Annotated in this window: 18 protein-coding genes; 10 read left to right on the forward strand and 8 right to left on the reverse strand. The window is 51.2% G+C overall.

Annotation, left to right across the window (positions count from 1 at the left end; all coding sequences use genetic code 11):
- The first annotated feature begins 18 nt into the window (after window positions 1-18).
- The 10 genes from hisJ to trxB all read left to right on the forward strand — a co-directional run bounded on the left by hisJ (window position 19) and on the right by trxB (window position 11,631).
- Window positions 19-846: a histidinol-phosphatase HisJ gene (gene hisJ / locus KJS63_RS24125; protein ID WP_213621428.1), complete on the forward strand. Its 828-nt coding sequence runs from the start codon at window positions 19-21 to the stop codon at window positions 844-846.
- Window positions 847-978: 132 nt separating this feature from the next.
- Window positions 979-1,377, forward strand: a complete 399-nt coding sequence (locus tag KJS63_RS24130; protein WP_213621429.1) for an Imm10 family immunity protein — start codon at window positions 979-981, stop codon at window positions 1,375-1,377.
- 378 nt (window positions 1,378-1,755) lie between these two features.
- On the forward strand, window positions 1,756-2,571 hold the full coding sequence (locus KJS63_RS24135) for a response regulator transcription factor (RefSeq protein WP_213621430.1): 816 nt from the start codon (window positions 1,756-1,758) through the stop codon (window positions 2,569-2,571).
- 21 nt (window positions 2,572-2,592) lie between these two features.
- Window positions 2,593-3,705: a sensor histidine kinase gene (locus KJS63_RS24140; RefSeq protein ID WP_213621431.1), complete on the forward strand. Its 1,113-nt coding sequence runs from the start codon at window positions 2,593-2,595 to the stop codon at window positions 3,703-3,705.
- A 171-nt stretch (window positions 3,706-3,876) separates the two neighbouring features.
- A complete protein-coding gene (locus KJS63_RS24145) occupies window positions 3,877-4,818 on the forward strand; it encodes an ABC transporter ATP-binding protein (protein ID WP_213621432.1) in 942 nt (313 codons plus the stop codon).
- Between the two features lie 26 nt (window positions 4,819-4,844).
- Window positions 4,845-5,978, forward strand: a complete 1,134-nt coding sequence (locus KJS63_RS24150) for an ABC transporter permease (protein WP_213621433.1) — start codon at window positions 4,845-4,847, stop codon at window positions 5,976-5,978.
- A 1-nt stretch (window position 5,979) separates the two neighbouring features.
- Window positions 5,980-7,131, forward strand: coding sequence for an ABC transporter permease (locus KJS63_RS24155; RefSeq protein ID WP_213621434.1), 1,152 nt, complete (start codon window positions 5,980-5,982; stop codon window positions 7,129-7,131).
- A gap of 429 nt (window positions 7,132-7,560) precedes the next feature.
- A complete protein-coding gene (locus tag KJS63_RS24160; protein WP_213621435.1) occupies window positions 7,561-8,508 on the forward strand; it encodes a ribose-phosphate diphosphokinase in 948 nt (315 codons plus the stop codon).
- A gap of 218 nt (window positions 8,509-8,726) precedes the next feature.
- Window positions 8,727-10,457 carry a tetratricopeptide repeat protein gene (locus KJS63_RS24165; RefSeq protein ID WP_374706312.1) on the forward strand — a complete coding sequence of 577 codons (1,731 nt, stop codon included), beginning with the start codon at window positions 8,727-8,729 and terminating at the stop codon, window positions 10,455-10,457.
- A 217-nt stretch (window positions 10,458-10,674) separates the two neighbouring features.
- Window positions 10,675-11,631, forward strand: a complete 957-nt coding sequence (gene trxB, locus KJS63_RS24170; RefSeq protein ID WP_068612950.1) for a thioredoxin-disulfide reductase — start codon at window positions 10,675-10,677, stop codon at window positions 11,629-11,631.
- Between the two features lie 178 nt (window positions 11,632-11,809).
- On the opposite strand, the gene KJS63_RS24175 is transcribed toward trxB, so the two are convergent.
- The 8 genes from KJS63_RS24175 to KJS63_RS24210 all read right to left on the reverse strand — a co-directional run bounded on the left by KJS63_RS24175 (window position 11,810) and on the right by KJS63_RS24210 (window position 20,310).
- Window positions 11,810-12,286, reverse strand: a complete 477-nt coding sequence (locus KJS63_RS24175; RefSeq protein WP_213621436.1) for a hypothetical protein — start codon at window positions 12,284-12,286, stop codon at window positions 11,810-11,812.
- Between the two features lie 400 nt (window positions 12,287-12,686).
- Complete coding sequence (locus KJS63_RS24180) at window positions 12,687-14,081, reverse strand: erythromycin esterase family protein (RefSeq protein WP_213621437.1); 1,395 nt, start codon at window positions 14,079-14,081, stop codon at window positions 12,687-12,689.
- Between the two features lie 129 nt (window positions 14,082-14,210).
- Entirely contained in the window at window positions 14,211-15,734 is a 1,524-nt protein-coding gene (locus KJS63_RS24185) for a serine hydrolase domain-containing protein (protein WP_213621438.1), read from the reverse strand.
- Window positions 15,735-15,747: 13 nt separating this feature from the next.
- Window positions 15,748-16,488, reverse strand: coding sequence for an ABC transporter permease (locus tag KJS63_RS24190; protein WP_213621439.1), 741 nt, complete (start codon window positions 16,486-16,488; stop codon window positions 15,748-15,750).
- Window position 16,489: 1 nt separating this feature from the next.
- A complete protein-coding gene (locus KJS63_RS24195; protein ID WP_068612962.1) occupies window positions 16,490-17,203 on the reverse strand; it encodes an ABC transporter permease in 714 nt (237 codons plus the stop codon).
- Window positions 17,200-18,114, reverse strand: a complete 915-nt coding sequence (locus tag KJS63_RS24200; protein WP_213621440.1) for an ABC transporter ATP-binding protein — start codon at window positions 18,112-18,114, stop codon at window positions 17,200-17,202. The genes KJS63_RS24195 and KJS63_RS24200 overlap by 4 nt, the downstream gene beginning before the upstream one ends.
- Window positions 18,115-18,253: 139 nt before the next feature.
- On the reverse strand, window positions 18,254-19,639 hold the full coding sequence (locus KJS63_RS24205; RefSeq protein ID WP_213621441.1) for a HAMP domain-containing sensor histidine kinase: 1,386 nt from the start codon (window positions 19,637-19,639) through the stop codon (window positions 18,254-18,256).
- Window positions 19,636-20,310, reverse strand: a complete 675-nt coding sequence (locus KJS63_RS24210; protein WP_213621442.1) for a response regulator transcription factor — start codon at window positions 20,308-20,310, stop codon at window positions 19,636-19,638. Before KJS63_RS24210 ends, KJS63_RS24205 begins: the two co-directional genes overlap by 4 nt.
- Window positions 20,311-20,536: the final 226 nt, after the last annotated feature.

The raw sequence follows: 20,536 nt of genomic DNA on the forward strand, positions 1-20,536 counted from the left end.
ATTGGGAGGGAATCCAGCATGCTGATTGATTATCATACCCACCATGTCCGCTGCGGCCATGCGGTGGGTGAACTGGAGGAATACGTACAGCGGGGCATCGAGATCGGGTTGTCACAGATCGGGTTGTCCGATCACATGCCGCTGCTGCATGTGAATCCAGCCGAATACTATCCTGAGATGGCGATGCCGATGGAGGAGCTTTCCCGTTATGTGGAGGAGTGCTTCTCGCTTAAGGCGAAATACCTCGGACAGATTGATGTGCGTGTTGGCCTGGAAGGAGATTACATTGAGGGCTGGGAGCCGGAGATCCAGCGGATCGTGGAGGCTTATCCGTGGGACTACGTGATAGGATCGGTGCATTTTCTCGGGGAATGGGATATTTCGGACTTCCGGCAGACCCACAATTGGGAGGGCAAGGATATCCTGGCTGTATACACCCAGTACTATGATGCTGTTCAGAAGGCTGCTAAGACTGGATTCTATGACATTATGGGGCATTTGGATGTGATCAAAAGATTCGGCTACAAGCCGCAGCCGGAGCAGGATTCAGAGCTGCTTGCGCTGGAGCAGGCGGCGCTTGAAGCGGTGAAATCGGCCGGTGTTGCTATGGAGCTGAATGCTTCGGGCCTAAGCAAGGCCTGTGCGGAGATGTTCCCCAGCCGAAGAATGCTGGAGCGGGCATTCCAGCTTGGCATTCCGCTGACCGTAGGTTCGGATGCGCATGATCCGAAGAAGCTCAGCGAGAATTTGGATCAAGCCCGGAAGACCTTGTATGAGGTCGGATTCCGTGAGCTTGTGACCTTCGAGAACCGCCGCCGAACGATGATACCGCTTGCCGCTGAATGAGTAGGCAAGGTGTGTGCATATGGATGGCCGCCGTTCCCGCAGATCAACGCTTTAGCAGGCGTGAGCTGCGGGAACGGTCTTTTTGTATGTTTTAATGGTCTGCAAACTAGAAAAATAATACTAGGAGGCAAAATGACTACAACATTGACTGCTAATTTTTTATATGCACAAATTGATGAAGAAATTGACGTACTAATGATTGGCTTTGCTGATGATGAGTTCGAGACAAGCGAATATATTTTGTTACAAAAAACACTAAATCCTAGTGAGGAAGATATCGAAGCCGGATTTGATGAGGTTCATATTACTTATAATGATGAGTCGCAATCAATATATGGAGGCATCTCGAAATTTCACTTCACACCTACTCGTACAGAAATAACTCTGAATGAAAAAGCGGCCGGAATATTAAATAGCAGCCCTGTTATAGTAATTCATTATGACCAGGAGAAGGTAGATTGTATTGAATTCCATAACTACCTTCTTCAGATGTTTTCGAATGAGAAGGAGATTTACAGTTACGAATTATAATTTTAGCAACCTCATTGGTTTCGTGGGTTTGAGTATGAATAATGGGCCTTCGTGGTCCGGAGCATGCTTGGATGGTTGGTCGTCCATATGAAAGTTTTGTTATATAAAATGAACTTATGAAAGTTACCCTATTCGGGGCGCTTCGATGCCGAGTGTTCTTTAAGGCCGCTGTTGTCTCCGAAATGCTTGAACTAGATATCAGTAGGACATTTCGGAGACAAAGGCGGACGCTCCGCTTCTTCAGAATCACTCGGCCTCTCCGCTGAGATCGGTTAATTCTAAAGTTCATTTTATATAGAAGCAAGGCTAATGAGCTTTTCTTCTTCCAATACGCGCTTGTCATCATGTACAATTATTCCCACAAGGGAGTGGAGTATAGTGAAAATCAAAGTACTGATTGCGGACGACAACTCATTCATCCGGGAAGGCATGCGGATCATTCTGTCGACATTTGGGGATTTTGATGTGCTCGCCACAGTGGAGAATGGGCAGGAAGCAGTGGATTTCTGCAAAAGCCAGGACGTTGATGTGGCACTGCTCGATGTACGGATGCCCGTAATGAACGGGGTGGAAGCCACAAGAAGGCTGACCCTGGAGACCAAGACCCGCCCGATGATCTTGACCACGTTCGATGATGATGAATACATACTCGATGCCATTCGCTACGGGGCGAAGGGCTATCTTCTCAAAAATAATGATCCCGAACGCATCCGGGATGCGATCAAGAGCGTACATAGCGGAAACAACGTGTTACAGGATGTGGTGCTGGACAAGCTGAAATCGTCAATGGACCTGCTCCGGCCGGTAGACACGGCATCCAAGTCCGAAACGGCGGAAGGACGTTCTGCGGACGAAGCGGAGACAAAAAGGTCGGCTGCTCCGGCAGGTGGGCCGGGAAGAGCTGGCACGACAACGTCGCTGGAGGCTGGCTATGCCCAAGGGAGTACTAGCCAGAATGAGGTTCACGGGCAATCAGAGACGAAGGGGTTACCGTTTGACCCCAGCCCCTTTACCGAGCGGGAGCTGGGCGTGATGTCCCTTGTGGCTCGTGGGCTCTCCAATAAGGAAATATCCAAAGAACTGTTTATCTCGGAGGGCACAACCGCCAATTATATCACTTCCATCCTGGGCAAGACCCTGCTAGAGCACCGTACGCAAATTGCTATCTATTATTTGACGGGTCGGGTCCGCTAATGCCGGGAGGTTGGGCTTGATATGGAACTATGGACAGTCGGGAACAAGCTCTGTGTTTTGTTCTTCGTGGTATACATTTCTTATTTCGGGACTGCGCATGCTTCGCTGTGGCTTGTATTCTATTTCGTACTGTATATATCTATGAATTTGCTGCTTCACACGTTAAAGGACCCGAGAGTGAAGCAGGGACTGCTTATGTGCATCATTGCAGGTGTGCTGGCCATGTCAGCAAGTGTGGATATCTATGTGCTGCTTCTGCTGCCTTTCAGTCTTTATGAGTTGGCCACCTTTCATGTCCGGCGCGATCTGCTGGTTCTGCCTGTGGCTCTGCTTCCAGCGGTATTCCTGAGGGATTTCACAATGATTGGGCTTTATTTGTTTGTGACATTGCTAAGCTGCTGTAACTTCGTCATAGTCCGGCATTATATGAAGCAGGTTATTCAGCTGGAGGAGCAGGCGGAAGTTCAAAGATCGGACCGCCAGCGGCTGTCCCGGATGCTGAGCGAGAATCAGGAGCTTATCCGGACGTCCGAGTATATGAACAAGCTGGAGGAAAGGAACCGGCTGTCGCAGACGATCCATGACGGGATCGGACATGCTATGACGGGTGCACTGATTCAGATGGAGGCTGCGAAGCGGCTGCTTATGTCTCACCCGGACAAAGCCGAGGAGCTTCTTCAGAATGCTATTGGAATTTCCAAAGAGGGGATCGAGGAGATCCGGCTCACGCTTAAGAATATCAAGCCACCGATTGAGCAGTTGGGATTCAGCCGTCTTAAGGCGGCTGTAGAGAGCTTCGGTTCACGCACGGGTCTACAGACCACGTTGGTGCATGAAGGGGATATGGGAGTGATTACTCCGCTGCAATGGCAGATTATTCAGGCGAATGTAATCGAAGCCCTGACCAATACGGCCAAATATGCGCAGGCAACGGCGGTGCATGTGGAGATCCGTGTGCTGAACCGCTTGGTTAAAGCGGTTGTGTCAGACAATGGTCAAGGTAACCCGAAGATTGTGAAGGGTCTTGGGCTGATCGGCATGGAGGAGCGGACTGCGGCCGTCCAGGGCACAGTGATAGCCGATGGGACGGGTGGTTTCCGCGTGACTACTCTGATTCCCCATGGGACAGTGTGAATATGTTCATAGGAAATATGAACACAGGGGCCTCAAAAATATGAATTTCTTCATGTTCAAAGGATGAACTTATGCACTGACATAAGGGCGTCCTTTTTCTTTATGATGGAGACAGGAAATAACGGTACCGACGTTAACTAAGCTTATATTGATTTTAAGGAGTGAACGTGAATGAACGTATTGGAGATTCGGGGGCTTACCAAAAAATTCGGCAATTTCATCGCCGTGGACAACATGTCCCTCACGATTGGCGAGGGGGAAATCTTCGGCTTTCTCGGGGCGAATGGCGCTGGAAAGAGCACAACGATCAACATGATCTCCTCCCTGCTGCGTCCAACCAGCGGCGAGATTAAGATATTGGATAAAGACATTGCCAAGATGAGCCGTTTTGCCAAGCTGAATTTGGGCATTGTTCCACAGGACTTGGCAATCTACGAGGATATGACAGCTTATGAGAATGTCAGCTTTTTCGGCGGGCTGTATGGCTTGCGGGGAGCAGAGCTGAAAGCCAGAACGGAGGAAGCGCTGGAGTTCGTGGGTCTGGCTGACAAGGCCAAAGGTTACCCGAAGAACTTCTCTGGTGGGATGAAGCGACGGCTGAACATCGCTTGCGCCTTGGCCCACAAGCCGAAGCTGATTATTATGGATGAACCTACGGTGGGGATCGACCCTCAATCACGGAATTACATTCTGAATTCGGTCAGAAAGCTTAACGAGGACGGATGTACGATTATTTATACCAGCCATTACATGGAGGAAGTTGAGGAGATCTGCTCCCGCATCGCTATCGTGGATCATGGCAAGATCATTGCTGAGGGGACGAAGGAACAGCTTACGGCTACGATTACGGATGTGAAGGATATCCGGATTGAAGTGAAGTCGCTGGTAGAGGTGGCTGAAGATCAGCTCCGCCTGATTCCGGGCGTGCGTACAGTAAAGCTGGATGATCACGAGCCGGTGATCCGCATTCATAGTGATGCCGCGGTAGACAACCTGAACCGTATCTTAAAACAGCTGATGGACAGCGGAGCAGAGATCCGGGCGGTGGAAGAACAGGAGCCGAACCTGGAGACGGTGTTCCTGACTCTGACCGGGCGCAACTTGCGGGATTAGCCCGCGTGTAGAGGAGGGTAGGGACCATGAGAAATATATTGACAATTGCCGTGAAGGAGATCAAGCAGGACTTCCGGGATATGCGGACTTTGGTGTTTATGCTTGCTTTTCCCCTAGTCTTGATGCTCATTCTAGGCCTGGCGCTTTCCAATGCTTTCACGAACAGCGTAAGTCTGGGCGAGATGAAGGTGCTGGTGAAGAACAGCAGCAGCGGGGTGCTGTCCACCGCATTCGAAACCTTCACCGGAGAGATGAAGAAGTCGGGCATCGAGTTCGTGAGCTTGAAGAGCGGGATGAACGGAGTGGAGGAAATCCGGCAGAATCATTATGCCAGTTATATGGAACTGAGCGATTCGGGGATTTCGTTATATGGGAACAACCGGAGCGCGATTGAAGGCAATGTGATTCAAGGTATGCTGCAGGCGTTCACAGACAAATACAACGCTGCAGCGGCGGTAGCCAAGATCGAGCCTGCGAAAGTCTCCCAATTGTTTGATACCGATAGCCAGGGTAGGAGCGGTTATATTAAGGAGACCTCTATCCTTGCCAACAGACAGCCAGGCTCCATGGATTATTATGCGCTTGCGATGTCAGTCATGGTCGGACTGTGGGGCGCGATGTCGGCCGTACGATTGATCCGCAGCGAGATCACCAGGGGGACCGCACCGCGTCTGGCCGCTGCACCGGTACGGCGCAGTGAAGTTTTTGCGGGGAAAGTGCTTGGCAGTATTGTTCAGAATTTCTTGTGTGTTCTGATTGTGGTTCTGGTCAGTAAGTTTGCGTTCGGCGCTTATTGGGGAGAACATCTGTGGCTGGCGCTCTTGCTGCTGCTGACAGAGGTGGTCATGGCGGTAAGCCTTGGGCTTGGGGTCAGTTATTTGTTCAAAGGCAACGCATCCAGCGGATTGATCATGCTGTTCGTACAGCTAGCCTCATTCTTCGGAGGTGCCTACTTCCCTGTTGGTGATGCCTCAGGCTCTAGTGTGACCAGTTATATTACCCGGATGTCGCCAATCTATTGGACGAATCGGGCGCTTCTTGAAATGGTATATAAGCCTTCTGTATCCGCCGCATGGCCTGCCATCAGCTTAAATATCGGCCTCGCGGTGCTGCTTCTGGCTGTATCTGCCGTGTTCATGCGGCGTAAGGAGGGATTTTAGGATGATCAAAGATATAGTATGGCTGATGCTGAGCACGCTCCAGAGAACGTTCCGCAAGAAGTCCAGTTGGGTGCTGTTCTTCGGTCTGCCGGTGGCGGGAATCCTGGTATCGACCCTGTTGTATGGGGGGGCCGGGCAGCCTCTGTTGCGGGTCGGGATTGTGAACGGGGACGGTAGTGAGCGGCTGGCAGCTGACACGGTGCGTATGGTTGGCAATCTGAAAGACGTTAAGCTGGTGGAGATGGATGCGGGCGAGCTGAGGAATGAGCTGGCTTCAGGAAATCTGGATACTGGAATCGTGCTTGAACGTGGTTATTCCGAAGGGCTGCGCTCCGGCAAGCTGGGACATGTTGGGATTCAGTCGGTAAAAGGGGCCACTGTTACGTCCTATATTAAAGCGATGCTGAATCAATATATGGACAATATTTCGGCCATCAGCCGCATCGCGGGCAGTGACCAGCCGAAGTTCGACAAGCTGTATGCCGGATTCCAGTCTGCCAATTTCAAGCTTGCTGTAAATACGGTTACCGATATCTCCGGGGCCAAGCGCATGTCCTATCAATCTATTGGATTTCTGATCATGTTCATGATGACATCCGCGGTGAATTTGTCGGAGTTGATTCTGGTGAACCGGGAGAACAGGACCTATTTCCGGATTCTGTCCTCACCGATTAGTGCACGAACCTACGTGCTTTCGAATATATTCGTGAACCTTTGTGTCATGTTCGCCCAGATTCTTGTGGCCTTGTTCTTCCTGATTTATGTGTTCAAGCTGAATGTAGGAATGGGAATTGGACCGATGCTGGTTATTCTTGGACTATTCTCTCTGACATCCGTGGGAATTTCCCTGGTTGTCGTTGCCTTCTCCAAGAATAGTGCGGGAGCGGGAGCCTTGCAGAACTTTATCGTAATGCCAACCTGTCTGCTCTCCGGGTGTTTCATTCCGCTAGAGATCATGCCGAATGCGGTTCGGCGGATTGCCGATTTCCTGCCTCAGAACTGGGTGTTGGAATCCTTTGAGAAGCTTCAGTCGGGGGCTGCGCTTGGCAGCTTGTGGTTCAATATGATGCTTCTGTTTGCATTCGGACTGATGTTCTTCCTGATAGCCTCATATAAATTCGGCCGGAATAATGACACAAGAAACTTCGTGTAGATGAAGGTTTAAGGATCGTGCTTGAAACCCTTCCCGACTGCTAAAAAGCTCTCTTAGCCTATGAGGCTATGGAGAGTTTTTTTGCTACTATATAAAATGAACTTTAGAACTTCCCGGTCTCAGCTTCGATCCCGAGTGATTCTGAAGAAGCGTAGCGTCCGCCTTTGTCTCCGAAATGCCCCACAGGATATCTATTTCAAGGATTTCGGAGACAACAGCGGCCTTAAAGAACACTCGGCATCGCAGCGCCCTAAAGGGTAACTTTCATAAGTTCATTTTATATAGGGGGTGGCTGAAAATTCACTTAAGGGGAGATTTGCTAGATAGGCGGGGATGCTTTTGCGGGCCGGAAAATTTGTTGTATACTTAAGAAGTAAGCGAATACATCAAATCATCTTAGATAACTGCGAAGTGATAGAGGAGGTTCCCATGCAAACCAGGCTGCAAATTTTCAGCGGTTCATCCAATCCGAAGCTGGCGGCACAGATTTGTGAGCGGCTTGGCGTGCCTTTGGGCAAGATTGAGCTATCCCGGTTCAAAAGCGGCGAGGTCTACGTCCATTACGAGGAGAGCATCCGGAATTCGGACGTGTTCCTGGTACAATCGCTCTCCCATCCGATTAACGAGATGTTCGTAGAGCTTCTGGTTATGATTGATGCGGCCAAGCGGGCTTCTGCCCGTACAGTGAATATTATCATGCCTTATTACGGCTATGCCCGGCAGGAGCGTAAATCCGCCCCAAGAGAACCGATCTCCGCTAAAATGGTGGCCGACGTGCTGACCACCGCAGGGGCAACCCGTGTGGTTACGATCGATCTGCATGCGCCTGCGATTCAAGGCTTCTTCAACATTCCGGTCGATCATTTGACGACCTTGGATATTATGACTACCTATCTGAAGTCGAAGGAAATTACGAACCCGGTAGTGGTCTCGCCGGATGCCGGTCGGGCTTCTATGGCCGAGAAGCTGGCAAGCGGTCTGGATGCCCCTTTTGCCATGATGATTAAGAAGAGACCGGGCCATAACCAGTCGGTGATCACCCATGTGATTGGAGAGGTTAAAGGGCACACCCCGATCATCATTGAGGATTTGATCGACACCGGCTCCACGATTGTGAACGTGGTCGAAGGGCTTAAGGAACGGGGAGCGGAGGATGCATTCGTGTGTGCCTCCCACGGTCTGTTCTCGGCTGACGGCATGTCGCGTCTCATTCATCCGAACATCCGTGAAGTCGTAATTACCGATTCGATCGCCCAGCCTGAGCAGCATCCTGAGAGATTTCATGTGCTGTCCGTAGCCCCTATGCTCTCCCAAGCTATCCAAATTATCCGAGACGGCGGCTCGATTGCCACCTTGTTCAGAGACCGCGGGATCTGAGAGGGCCGCTTCTCATAGTTCTCCATAATCTTACTTTCAATTGCATACGTCCAAAAAGGAAATTGGAGCTCATTAGCTAGCTGATGAGGTTGTACGGACATAGGCGTGTGAGTCGGCGGGATCTTAGATCCCGCTTTTTCTTTTATCATGGGACGAAAGGCCTCTCTATGGTATAATACCTGAGAGACTTTTAGGGATACTTGAAGGAGGTGCCTTGCTTGAAAGAGAAAAAACAGCAAAATGGCGGTGTGCCGCGCAAAGTGGTGCCCATCCGCATGGATGCGGGCTTTTTCTTTGAGAGAGCCGTCTCTTCACTGGACCGCTATCATTACGACAAGGCATTGAAATATTTTCGCAAGGCTGTGGAATATGAACCGGAGAACCCGGTTAATCATTGCAATATGGCGGGAATTTTGTCAGAGATGGGGGACTATGAAGGCTCTAATGCCGTTCTGACTTCGATTTTGGAGCATGTGGACCCGTCCATGACGGAATGTTATTTCTATCTGGCGAATAACTATGCCAACATGGAACAGTTTGAAGCGGCTGAACAGGCCTTAATCACATATTTGGAGCAGGATGTCAGCGGCCAGTTCCTGGCCGAGGCGGAGGAAATGATGGATCTCCTCCACTATGAGCTGGAGCGTCCGATGAAGCTCAGCTCCATCAAAGCCCGTGAAGGGATGATCGAACACGAGAGCGCCCGGGCGCTGCTCGAAGAAGGGAAGTTCGCGCAGGCCGCGAAGCTGCTGGAGGAGATTCTGGATAAGAACCCGGATTTCCTTGCGGCGCGCAACAATCTGGCGTTGGCCTACTATTATCTGGGCCTCTTCCGCAAGGCCCAAGGTGCGATTGACGACGTGCTTGAACGTGAGCCGGGCAATCTGCACGGCTTATGCAACCTGGCGATCTTCTATCAGCACCAGGGAGATGAGAAGATGCTGGGCGAGCTGACCCTTCAGCTGCGCAACATTGTTCCTTTTCACCAGGAGCATGTGTTCAAGCTGGCTACCACGATGGGCATCCTGGGCGAGCATGAAGCGGCCTATGGCCATTTCAAACGTCTCATCAAGGATGATGAGGTGAACTTTGATCCTTGTCTCTTCCATTATGCCGCAGTGGCTTCATATAATACGGGCCGTTATGCGGAAGCCAAGAAGTATTGGCAGCATGTACAGAAGCTCGATCCGGCAGCTGAAATTCCGAAATTCTACTTAAGTCGTTTGGAAGAGGAGCAGCTTACCGGCGGGGAACGGCTTCAGGTCAGCTATCATTATCATCTGCCGTTTGAGGAGCAGTTCAAGCTGTGGGAGAAGCAGGATTCAGGTGTGCCGGATGGCATGAAGAAAGACCCGCTGATCCGTTCCTCCTTCTTCTGGGCGCTGCGCCATGGGGACGCGAGAACCAAGCTGCAGGTCATTCAGGCCTTCGGCAGCATTGGTGACGTGGAGGTTATCGAAGCGCTGCGGGCGTTCCTGATGGAGCCGGAAGAAGAGAAGTATTTGAAAAGCGTGGCGCTGTACGTGCTTCGCAGTCTGGGTGTAAAGGACAGCGTGCCGGTCCGCGATCAAGAGGAAGTCCGGATGGTCGATCCGAAGATCATCTCTTCTGATCTTCCAGTCTGGGAGGACGAATGGCAGGCTGTGGTGGACACCGCCCTGCAAGGCATGGATTCGCGCTATAACCTGCTGCAGCAGTACGATCTGGAGATCTTATGGGTCGACTTCTTGTCCCGCCAGTATCCCAAGACTCCTGCTATTACAACGATAGCGGGCTGGGCAGCCGCGCTGGAATATCTGACCGCGAAGATGCACCGCCGGACAATTACTTATGAAGAGGTCGCACAGCGGTATGGGGTATCGGCTTCTACGGCAAGCAAGTATGCCCGGCGTGTGGATGAGGTATGCGGAATTAAAGAGAAGATGGAAAGAATCTTCCCTTCGGTCTGATTGGTATTTATATTTGATATCTAGTTCAAGCATTTCGGAGACAACAGCGGCCTTAAAGAACACTCGGCATCGCGGCGCCCCATAAGGGTAATCTTCATAAGTTCATTTTATATAGTATAACGCATTCCGGGATCGGCTCTAATGTTTATGCAAGGGTTGCAAAAGGGTATAAGAATATCTGAAGCAGGAGAAACCAATTCCAAGGAGGTTATCCATAATGTATAAATCAATCGTGATCGGAACCGGCCCGTCTGGGCTTACGGCAGCCATATATTTGGCTCGTGCAAATTTGAAGCCGCTGGTGATTGAGGGATTGGAACCAGGCGGACAGCTGACGACTACCACGGAAGTGGAGAACTTTCCAGGGTTCCCACAGGGGATTATGGGGCCGGAACTGATGGACAACATGCGCAAGCAAGCGGAACGCTTCGGCGCTGAGTTCCGAAGCGGCTGGGTTGAAGAAGTCGACTTCTCCAAGCGGCCATTCTCCGTTAAGGTAACAGGCCAAGAGGATGCCCTGCAGGCGGAGACGGTCATTATCTCAACCGGAGCCTCGGCAAGATACCTCGGGATTCCGGGGGAGCAGGACAATGTGGGCCGCGGCGTCAGCACCTGTGCCACCTGTGACGGATTCTTCTTCCGCGGGAAGAAGATCATTGTGGTGGGCGGCGGGGACTCAGCCATGGAAGAGGCCAGCTTCCTGACACGCTTCGCTTCTGAGGTGACTCTGGTGCATCGCCGCGATGAGCTCCGCGCCTCGAAGATCATGCAGGACCGCGCGCGGGAGAATGAGAAGGTGAAATGGGCACTGAACCGGACGCCGCTGGAAGTGGTAACCGATGACAAGGGAGTAAAAGGGCTGAAGGTTCGCAACAATGAGAGCGGACAAGAGGAACTTATTGAGGCGAACGGGGTGTTCGTGGCAATCGGTCATACTCCGAATACGAAATTCCTCGGTGGTCAGATCAAGACCGATGATCACGGCTACATTGTGGTAAAGCCGGGAACGACCGAGACCAATGTCCCTGGCGTGTTCGCCTGTGGGGACGTTCAGGATACGAAGTACCGCCAGGCCATCACTGCAGCCGGTTCCGGCTGTATGGCCGCGATGGATTGCGAGAAGTTCCTGGAAGGCGCAATGGTGCACGATTGGAGCGAGACGCTGGACCAGTAACGCAGGTCAAATCACATAACAAAGAAGCTGTCCTGCCATTTCCGTGGCCGTTGGGACAGCTTCTTTGTTATTGTAGGAAGCGGACAAGTACTGGCTGAGAGGCCCTAAGAGATGGACTACCGCGCACAGTCCCAACCCACAAGTCCAATCCGCGTCACACTGAAGCCCGATTATCCGATCAGCTCTGCTCTGCCGAGATATCGAGATCAACGAAGTCTCCGTTACGCGTGTAAATATACATATCCCAACTGCCGCTGATACCTTCAGCAGCAAGCTCCTTAAATTCCTGGGTTCTGCTCGAACCTGGGGAGATGGCGATATCCTCTATAAATTTCACTTGATTTCGCTTAATCGTCATATATACGGATGAGCTGCTGTTGTTCCTGATCGTAAAGGTCAATTTCTTGCCATTTAGAGGTGAGCTGGTATACTCGCCGGTGTAGGCTCCCAGACCGCTATGATGGGTCTCAAGAGGCTGCCGGTGGCTTAACAGGTTGATCTGGTTTTCAGAATAGGCGCTTCCTGCTGCTGAAGGCAACGACGAAGAGGCCTGAACAGATGGCGGCTGCAGTCCCGGAGCGGCAAATATAGCAATAGCTGCTGCAGCCACACCGAGTCCTGTAACCAGCAGCAGGGACAATTTTTTTAATGTCATAATGGTGACCATCCTTACTTTCTAGTATAAAAATTGAACTTGAGAATTACCCGTATAGGTTTCCTCATACTTCCATTTTACCAAAGAACGGTTTCTATTGCTTTAATTTGTTTGTTTTGAGGTGGAAGATTTCGCCGAAGCCGGCAAAGAGACGAACGATCCACGGCCAAGCGCTAGCAGTCGCCTTTGGTTTTGGATTTCATCCCCTGGAAATAATTCAAGAAAGAAATCCGAAACTAATAGCGACGGGAGCGGGCATTCGTTCTTAAATCGCACCGCACGAAGCTCCCTGCGCGCAGTGTGGCGTTGCATCCCGGCTGTCATTTTGAACAAACACAAACCGAACTCTTAAACACAAACAAAGGCCACCCCTTGCCGGGTGGCCTTGTTCATGTGCTCCTTAGTTCGATGAAGGAGCTGCAAGCTTGGAGAAATCAACAGGTGTGGGCGACTTCACCTTATCAATAAGAAGAATGCCGTCATATTGGTCTCTCGGAATAAACTTCATCTGATTCGGCATAATGAAGTCACCCGTCATGCCATCTTCAGCCGCATACATAGGTTTGAACATCCAGGTATTTAGGGAATTTTTCTTCTGTCTGGACAAGTCGATGAAGGTGTTCTTATACCCGCTGCTGAGCATTAGATTCTCAAGGCTTCCTTTAGGCATAGGTTTGATGGTAAAAGGCTTGTTCGCGGAAATCGTAGAGGCCGAGCCTTGGTTCATATACAGACCAACAACATAGAGCTTATCCTTCAGCTTCTTGTGGAGCATTTCACCCATGCTGGTGAAGCTGCGAACCCATTTCCCGTTCTCTTTGGTTAGAATTTGGGAAGTATTCTTGGCCAGATGATCATTATGTGCCCACAGAATCACCTTTTTGCCGGGATATAAATTCTTCATCTGCCACTCCAGATTGTCCACCATCAGTCTGTCTCTGAATTCATAAGAGCGTGTTACATCTTGTTGAGCGGCCATATTCAGAAAATTAATATGGTCTTTCAGGGAACGGATGATGATATCCGTCATTTTGGGATTGTCCGGATATTTAGAAGCGAATTCTTGACGGTGTTCCTGGATATACTTGATCGTTTCTTTATATTTGGGTTCATAGAGATCAATAACCTGTTTTATTTCCTTGTTATATGCGTCATTCTTGGATGAGAAGCTCCCGTATTTGTTAAGCACTCCATAATAGGAGGGGATTGCTTTCATCTCCATTTCAGCGAAGTCTTTGCCTCTTTGCGGATCGATCTTATACAGCCCTGATGCAATAAAGTTGGTCAAGTAATAAGAAGTGAACTGCATATCATAACCGGCTAAATAGAGAGGTCTCTTCCCTTTGCTCTGCTGCTGGATGTATTTGAACAGCTCAAGGGTTTCCTGGGAATGCCATACCTGAAGCATAGAGCCGGCCATCATTTCTTCCGGGCTTAGTTTATTTCTGGTGCTCCAAGCTGCGGCAGCATCACCCGTGCCCGATTCAAACGCGATCACGTCGAACCCGAGCTCTTCGTGCAGATATTTGATCAACCGGGTCTTGGCACTGCTATACTCGGCTACCCGGTGAAAGTTCTCCCCGAGACTTACCACAGTCTTCCCCTGAAGCAGCGGCTTCAGGAAGGCCAGATCCCGGTAATCGTCGGATACCAGGGATTTAATCTCATGGCTGTTCTGCCGGATCCACTGCTGCTGATTTTTGGCTGGGGCAGCTGAGGAAAGGCCGGGAAGGATTAACGTTAAACCGACAGTTAGGGTTAATACAAGTTTGAATGATCTTTTTAAAGACAGCATATGAATGATCTCCTCTAAATGAATTTAGATAGCTTGATAGTGACAGGGCAATAAACATGCCCGGCTGTTAGTGAACAATATCAGTTTTCAACTGCCTGAATCATACGTATCAATTAGGAGGATATGTCCTCAAGAGTTTGTGCCTGCACTTGCATTCTTCGCCAAGGCCCATCTCCGGAACATCAGCACCGCTTTCAGCACGCCCAGGGCAATCAGGAGCATGGGAAGATAATAAAGGACGTGGCCTAAGCCAGGGAGAAATGTCTGTACAACCGGCCATGGAGCTGAAAACACCTTGGGAACATAGATTAGTATGGCTATAGGGAGGATCAAGTGGACCAAGCCAACGATTCCCGTATGTATGCACAGCCACCGGCGTGATGATTGATATTGGGTCCGCCACTTGAATAACCCGTTCAAGGTCCAGACTAGATAGGCAAGCACAGCCAGAAGGGCGAGATCTGCCTTTATATAAGTCTGGCTGACCGATGGAATTGAGTTAATTTCCGGGTCCTGCCCATGAAGAATACGGCTGAGACCTATCGCTATCCGGTCATAGGGTATCAGGTAATCCAGTGCGTTCGTCAGCAATATAATCCCGTAATCTCCGTCCATAACCAGCATGGAATAGGTATTCTCCGTCATCCCATCATGGAAGGTTACTCCATTCTTGATGGTCCAGCCCATGCCATAAAAGGCCCCTCCCCCCATGTCGGTGGCAGGCGCATGCATCTGCTCTACCCCTCCCGGAGAAAGGACAGACGTTCCCAAATATTTATCCCGGTTCATCTGGGCCATCATGTAGTGGGCCAAGTCCCCTGCACTTGAGATCAAATACCCCGATGCAACCGTCCCTGTGTGGGGAAGCTGCTTCGTAGGAATCATATAGCCCATGAGGGATTGGTACCCTGTAGCCAGATGACTTCCGGCTTCCTCTGGGGAAGCAAAACTGTATTTCATGTCGAGTGGCTGAAAAATATGCTTGTGTACATAATTGGCATACGATTCTCCACTCACTGCCTCAATAATTCCACCCAGGATATTATAGTTCAAATTAGAGTATTGATAGGCAGTACCAGGGGGCGCTATAAGGGAAACCGTGCTTAAATCCCTCAGATGTTCCTTAATCGGCTTGTTGCATTTCATCATCCCGACCCGTCCGTCATACTCGCTGAGTCCGCTGGTCTGGTGAAGCAGATCGCGAACCCGGATGGCCCCGGCGGCTGACTTATCCGCCAGCTTGAATGAGGGCAGGTATTGGGTTACAGGAGCATTCAGGTCGATCATGCCTGCTTCAACCAGCTGCATCACAGCCAGGGCCGTGAATGACTTGGTCGTTGACCCGAGGACAAAAGAAGTCTCCGGAGTAACGGGAGTCTGATTAGGCCCTGTAACCCCGTAGCCCTTCAAGTAGACGATTTGATCCTTTGTCACGATACCTACAGCTGCTCCAGGAATATGCAGCTGGCTCATCGCGGTCTCCATGAACTTGTTGATTTTGGAATCTACGTTGGGCCTGCTGTCTGATCCGGCTGCTTGAACAGCTGGAGCAGACAGCGAAGACAGGCAACAAGCGAGAAGCAGAAGGGAAGGTACGGTCCAGCCGCGTAATGCTGCTTTGCAGCAGCAGATGAACCTCCTTATTGTGCTCACGGAAGGCCCCTCCCTAAATTTCCCGGCGGTTGAAGTAGATCAGCCCTGCAGCGAAGAACAGAACAAAGCTTCCAACGACCGTGATCATCAGGCTCTCAAACGAGAGATTAAACCCAAAAGAACCGATGTTAGTTGAACTTGCTGGAATCATAGCCTGAATAGGCTGTGCCCAAGGATAGAAAGGTCTTATTTTATCGGAGTTGATGATCAGAACGTTAGGCACTGTAAAAATAACATTAACAACAAGCGGGGCAGCGAAGCTGGCCCACCGCAAGGAGAATCCGAGCTGAAGAGCCGCCAGCGGCAGACAGGCTACCCAGCCCCCTATAATGCTGCGGGTAAGCATGGCCCAAGGAAAAGGCTCATGAATGCCTTTGACTTGTGACGCAATTAAGAAGCTTCCAAGGAACAGCAGCTGGGTTAGTGCCAGCAGAGCCGCCACGATCAGGAACTTCGCGGTGAATACGGATGTCCGCGATACAGGGAGTGACAGCAGGGACTTCCAGCCGCCTCCCACATGTTCATACCGGCAAATGAAAGATGAGAATATGCCGGTGAGAATGGGCAGGAACAGCAGGGCATGGAACAAGGACATGGTGGACATCAGCACCATGTAGCCTGAAGCATCCTTTGCGGAATTAGTCAGCAGCCCTACCAGCAGGGCAAGCAAGGGGCTGCCCAAAGTCAGCAGCCACAAATTCGACTTGGACATCTTGAGCCGTTCGGACGAAAGTACCCGGATGAATGTATTCAATTTAGTTCACGTCCTTCCGGTTGAAATGTACCAGGGCCACGGCCAGAATGAGCAGGCCGAGAACAACCCCGGCAGATAAGTAGACGATATAGTTTGGAGCCGCAAAAGCCAGGGAAGGCCAGTTCAGCGGCATGAGATCAGCCAGCTGGCCTGTGAACAGGGAGCATATGGCCATAGCCAGACCGAGTGTCACCGGCAGAGCCTGGTTCTTAAATGTAAGCGACAGATACAGCTGCAGCGCAAGCACGGGCAGTGAGCCAAGGAAAGGAAAGAATCCTAACCGGAGCAGCTCGGCCCATGGAACCGGGGTGCTGATCCCGAGACACAGTCCAAGCAAGAGAGCTCCCAACGACAGCACCAAGCAGGAGATGGCCAGCAGGAATACACATACCAGAAACTTCGAAATGAACACTGTGGTCCGGGAGATCGGCAGCGCCAGGAGCTGTTTCCAGGAGCTCAGCTGATGTTCAACGCCAGCAAGCATTGAGCTTACAAGGGTGCTGCCCATGAACAGGGCCATGGGAACGAACAGGAAGATATTCTTAATGATCGACATCCATAAGTTCCCGTTGGCGCGGGCGACCATGAACTCGTAGCGCAGTCCGAAATTGAGCGCCTGCATGGCGACAAGCCCGATGGGGGCAATGAAGATCAGGAACCAGATTCCTTTGCCGCGTATCTTCAGGAAGTCAGCGGATAAAGCCCGGCCAATCATAGGGACTTCACCTCCCCGATAACCTCCATGAAGATGTCCTCGAGCGACTTGTTCTTCTCCTCTACGCGGTAGATCAAGTGTCCGTTGTCAACGAGCCGCTTGACCAGGGAAGCAACTTGCTTGTCATCCAGGCCTTCCACATGCAGCACATTCTGCTGGGCCTGTCCGGTAATTCCGGCATCCTTGGCCAGCCACAGAGCGGATTCAGCTTCCGACACTCTGATGTCTATTCCGCCGGCCGCCTTCTGCCGCAGATTGGCGATCGTGTCTTGGAAGACCATCCGCCCGTCGCGGATAATGCCAACGGTTCCGGCCATCTGTTCGACCTCACCGAGCAAATGGCTGGAGACGAGGACTGTGATCCCATGCTCCCTCGGCATCTGCTTGATCAGCTCGCGGATTTCGTGGATCCCGGATGGATCAAGTCCGTTCGTAGGCTCATCGAGGATCAGGAGTTCGGGGGAGCCTAGCAGAGCGGATGCAATTCCCAGGCGCTGCTTCATTCCGAGCGAGTAGCCCTTCACCGCCCGTTTGGATTCCTTGGTCAGGGATACAATCTCAAGGACCTCATCAATGCGTGATTTCGGAACATCCAGGATCCGGCGGATGGCTTCGAGGTTCTCGACCGCAGTCAGATGGCCGTAATAGGAAGGGTACTCCACCAGCGATCCGACCCGGCGCAGTATATTAATTTTGTCGCTCTTCAAGTTCTTTCCGAGAATTTCGACAGTTCCCTTCGTCGGACGAATCAGTCCCAGCAGCATACGTATCGTTGTGGTCTTGCCGGCACCGTTCGGACCGAGGAAACCGTAAATTTCTCCCTTCCTGATCTCCAGATTCAAATCGCTGACGGCATTCCGTCCGCGGTAGCTTTTCGTTAAACCGTTAGTTTTGATTACATATTCGCTCATGGTTTCTCTTCACCTCGTTAACCAGCATAAATCGGTTAGTTTAAAAGCCGGTGTCCACCGAGTTTAAATTTAGTTTAAAAAAAGACCGGAGCGTAACGAATCACGCTTCCGGTCTTGCTTATAGGCTTACAGCTTCGCATCAAGGGTGAATCCGCATGCGAGTCCCTTCGGTAGTGCTGTCAATATCTAGTTTAAGCGACATCTCTTTAAGCAACAGCTTCACAATGGCGAGGCCAAGGCCGGCTCCCTTAGTTCCGCTCTCGGCGAGCATGCCGGGACCACGGTCATGGATGACCAGCTCCGCCGGTCTGCCTGGACTGCACTCTATGCTCAGGCCGATATAGCGGCCTGACTTGGCATGCCGTACGATGTTCTGGAACAAATTATCCAGAACCCGGCGGAAAGCCTGCTCATCGACGGGCCAGATTAGGGACTCGCCATCCAGATCAATATCAGGCTCAAGCCCTTCCCGTTCCCATAGGGGATACCAGGCGGCCGCGCTCTCCCTGACGATCCGGAGAATATCCTGAGACTTCGGATGGATGGCATATTTGCCGCTGGTCAGCAGGTTGTAGGAGAGAAGGTGATCGATCAGATGGTCGAGGTCACGCATTTTGTCCTGCATCAGGGTGAGGGACTGGCTTCCCTGCTCGGACAGGTTCTCCTTCTTCAGGGAATACAAGTGACTGCCAATCACGGTCAGCGGAGTTCTCAGATCATGGGAGAGATTGCTGACCAGCCGCTTGCGCAGATGCTCTTCCTCGACCTCACGAATGCGGCTCTCCCGAAGCTGGTCAACCATGTAATTGAACGACTGCTCCAGCATTCCGATCTCATCGGCTTTGCCTGTGTGGATCTTCTGAGGAAGGCCGTCCTCGCCAGGGAAATGCATGGCTGACTCCAGGGTAAGCAGCCGCTTGCGAATATCGCGGAAGAACAGATAAGAGAGCCCCGCGAAGAAAGCAAACAGCAGGAGCAGTGTGATTCCAAACAGACTGAAGCTTGAACTGTCGTTGGCGCCTCTTACGAAATAGGAGCGAGGCACCTCAATCCCCATGAAGCCTTGACGCTTGTTAGGAGAATCTCCGATGAACGCGACCACGGTGAAGAAGTTGTCGTCACTGCCGCCCTTTTTCATGTACTGGATCGTATCCTCTAAAGACCACTGAACCGGAAGTTTCCTTAAGACAGGGGGCAGCTGATGCGTTTCTCCGCTGTGATCCACCCAGAAGATGGTGGCAAAAGGATATTTCTTTTTGTATTCCTTAAGGCGCTGATTAATTTTGTCCGGTGAAGCGTCGGCAAGCTGCTTGGCTGCGTCATGCCAGTTAGCCGTCAAATAGCCGGAATTAATATAATTCGGGTTGGCTTTCTCCTGGCTGGTCGTGACAACGCTGTTCATCAGCCAGGTTGCTAGGAAGCTAAGTGGAATCACCACGGGAACAAACAGGAGTGCCGCCAGAACAATAAGGAAGTAGCGGGACAAGAGAGAGGAGCGGAATTTGGGAAACCTGCGGAACTTCATGCCCTCACCCGGTACCCGATTCCCCGGATCGTCTCGATGATTTTAGGCTCAGCGGGGTCAAGCTCAATCTTCTCTCTCAAATAGCGGATGTGGACCATCAAGGTTTTATCGCCATCAAGGTACGGGTCCCCCCATACAGCCTCATAGATTTGTTCCTTGGTCATAATCTGGCCCAGATGCCGGATCAGATACATGAAGATTTGGAACTGCTTGCCGGTTAGTATAATCTCTTCTCCCGTGTCCTTGTGTTCGATCCGGTTCTCGCGTTCGTAGACGCGAAGATGCCCCAGCTCCAGCGGGAGATCGCTTAGGGAACCGCTCCGCCGGATCAGCACTTCAATCCGGGCCGTAAGCTCATCCGGATGAAACGGCTTGGTCAGGTAGTCGTCCGCGAATTGGAGTCCCTGCAGTTTATCGTCAATGGAAGAACGAGCTGACAGCATAAGAATAGGGGTCTGCGGATAATTACGCTTCAGCCGCTGGCCCACGGTGAATCCGTCAAGTCCCGGCAGCATGACATCCAGAATAATCAGGTGGGCATCCGCCGCCGCGTCCAAGGCGCCTTCCCCGCTCTTCAGCCACTTTACCTCGTATCCCCGGTCCTTCAGGTCCTGGCTGACCCAACTTCCGATCTCGGGATCATCTTCAACATATAACAAATGAATAGCCACAATCAGGTTCCTTTCCGGCTCTGCCGCAAATTTGACTGCATTATACCACGAAGTTCCAGGGAGCGAGAAACAAGGTAGTCACAAAAGGTCATTCTAAGCTTGCTGCAAGCGGGGGTAAACCGGTTGGCTCAGGGCCTCAAACTTTCCAAATCACTTTCCAAATCAATAGAATGTTAAAAAAGTCCGCTCCTTGTGACTACAATCACAAGCACTCCCCCTTAAGCAT

It is taken from the genome of Paenibacillus sp. J22TS3 (genome assembly GCF_018403205.1).
Lineage (GTDB): Bacteria > Bacillota > Bacilli > Paenibacillales > Paenibacillaceae > Fontibacillus > Fontibacillus tuaregi.

What these genes read in the sequence shown, in the direction of transcription:
- hisJ (WP_213621428.1), top strand. Translation starts at nt 19, where the DNA reads ATGCTGATTGATTATCATACCCACCATGTCCGCTGCGGCCATGCGGTG.
- KJS63_RS24130 (WP_213621429.1), top strand. Translation starts at nt 979, where the DNA reads ATGACTACAACATTGACTGCTAATTTTTTATATGCACAAATTGATGAA.
- KJS63_RS24140 (WP_213621431.1), top strand. Translation starts at nt 2,593, where the DNA reads ATGGAACTATGGACAGTCGGGAACAAGCTCTGTGTTTTGTTCTTCGTG.
- KJS63_RS24145 (WP_213621432.1), top strand. Translation starts at nt 3,877, where the DNA reads ATGAACGTATTGGAGATTCGGGGGCTTACCAAAAAATTCGGCAATTTC.
- KJS63_RS24150 (WP_213621433.1), top strand. Translation starts at nt 4,845, where the DNA reads ATGAGAAATATATTGACAATTGCCGTGAAGGAGATCAAGCAGGACTTC.
- KJS63_RS24155 (WP_213621434.1), top strand. Translation starts at nt 5,980, where the DNA reads ATGATCAAAGATATAGTATGGCTGATGCTGAGCACGCTCCAGAGAACG.
- KJS63_RS24160 (WP_213621435.1), top strand. Translation starts at nt 7,561, where the DNA reads ATGCAAACCAGGCTGCAAATTTTCAGCGGTTCATCCAATCCGAAGCTG.
- trxB (WP_068612950.1), top strand. Translation starts at nt 10,675, where the DNA reads ATGTATAAATCAATCGTGATCGGAACCGGCCCGTCTGGGCTTACGGCA.
- KJS63_RS24175 (WP_213621436.1), bottom strand. Translation starts at nt 12,286, where the DNA reads ATGACATTAAAAAAATTGTCCCTGCTGCTGGTTACAGGACTCGGTGTG.
- KJS63_RS24180 (WP_213621437.1), bottom strand. Translation starts at nt 14,081, where the DNA reads ATGCTGTCTTTAAAAAGATCATTCAAACTTGTATTAACCCTAACTGTC.
- KJS63_RS24195 (WP_068612962.1), bottom strand. Translation starts at nt 17,203, where the DNA reads ATGATTGGCCGGGCTTTATCCGCTGACTTCCTGAAGATACGCGGCAAA.
- KJS63_RS24200 (WP_213621440.1), bottom strand. Translation starts at nt 18,114, where the DNA reads ATGAGCGAATATGTAATCAAAACTAACGGTTTAACGAAAAGCTACCGC.
- KJS63_RS24205 (WP_213621441.1), bottom strand. Translation starts at nt 19,639, where the DNA reads ATGAAGTTCCGCAGGTTTCCCAAATTCCGCTCCTCTCTCTTGTCCCGC.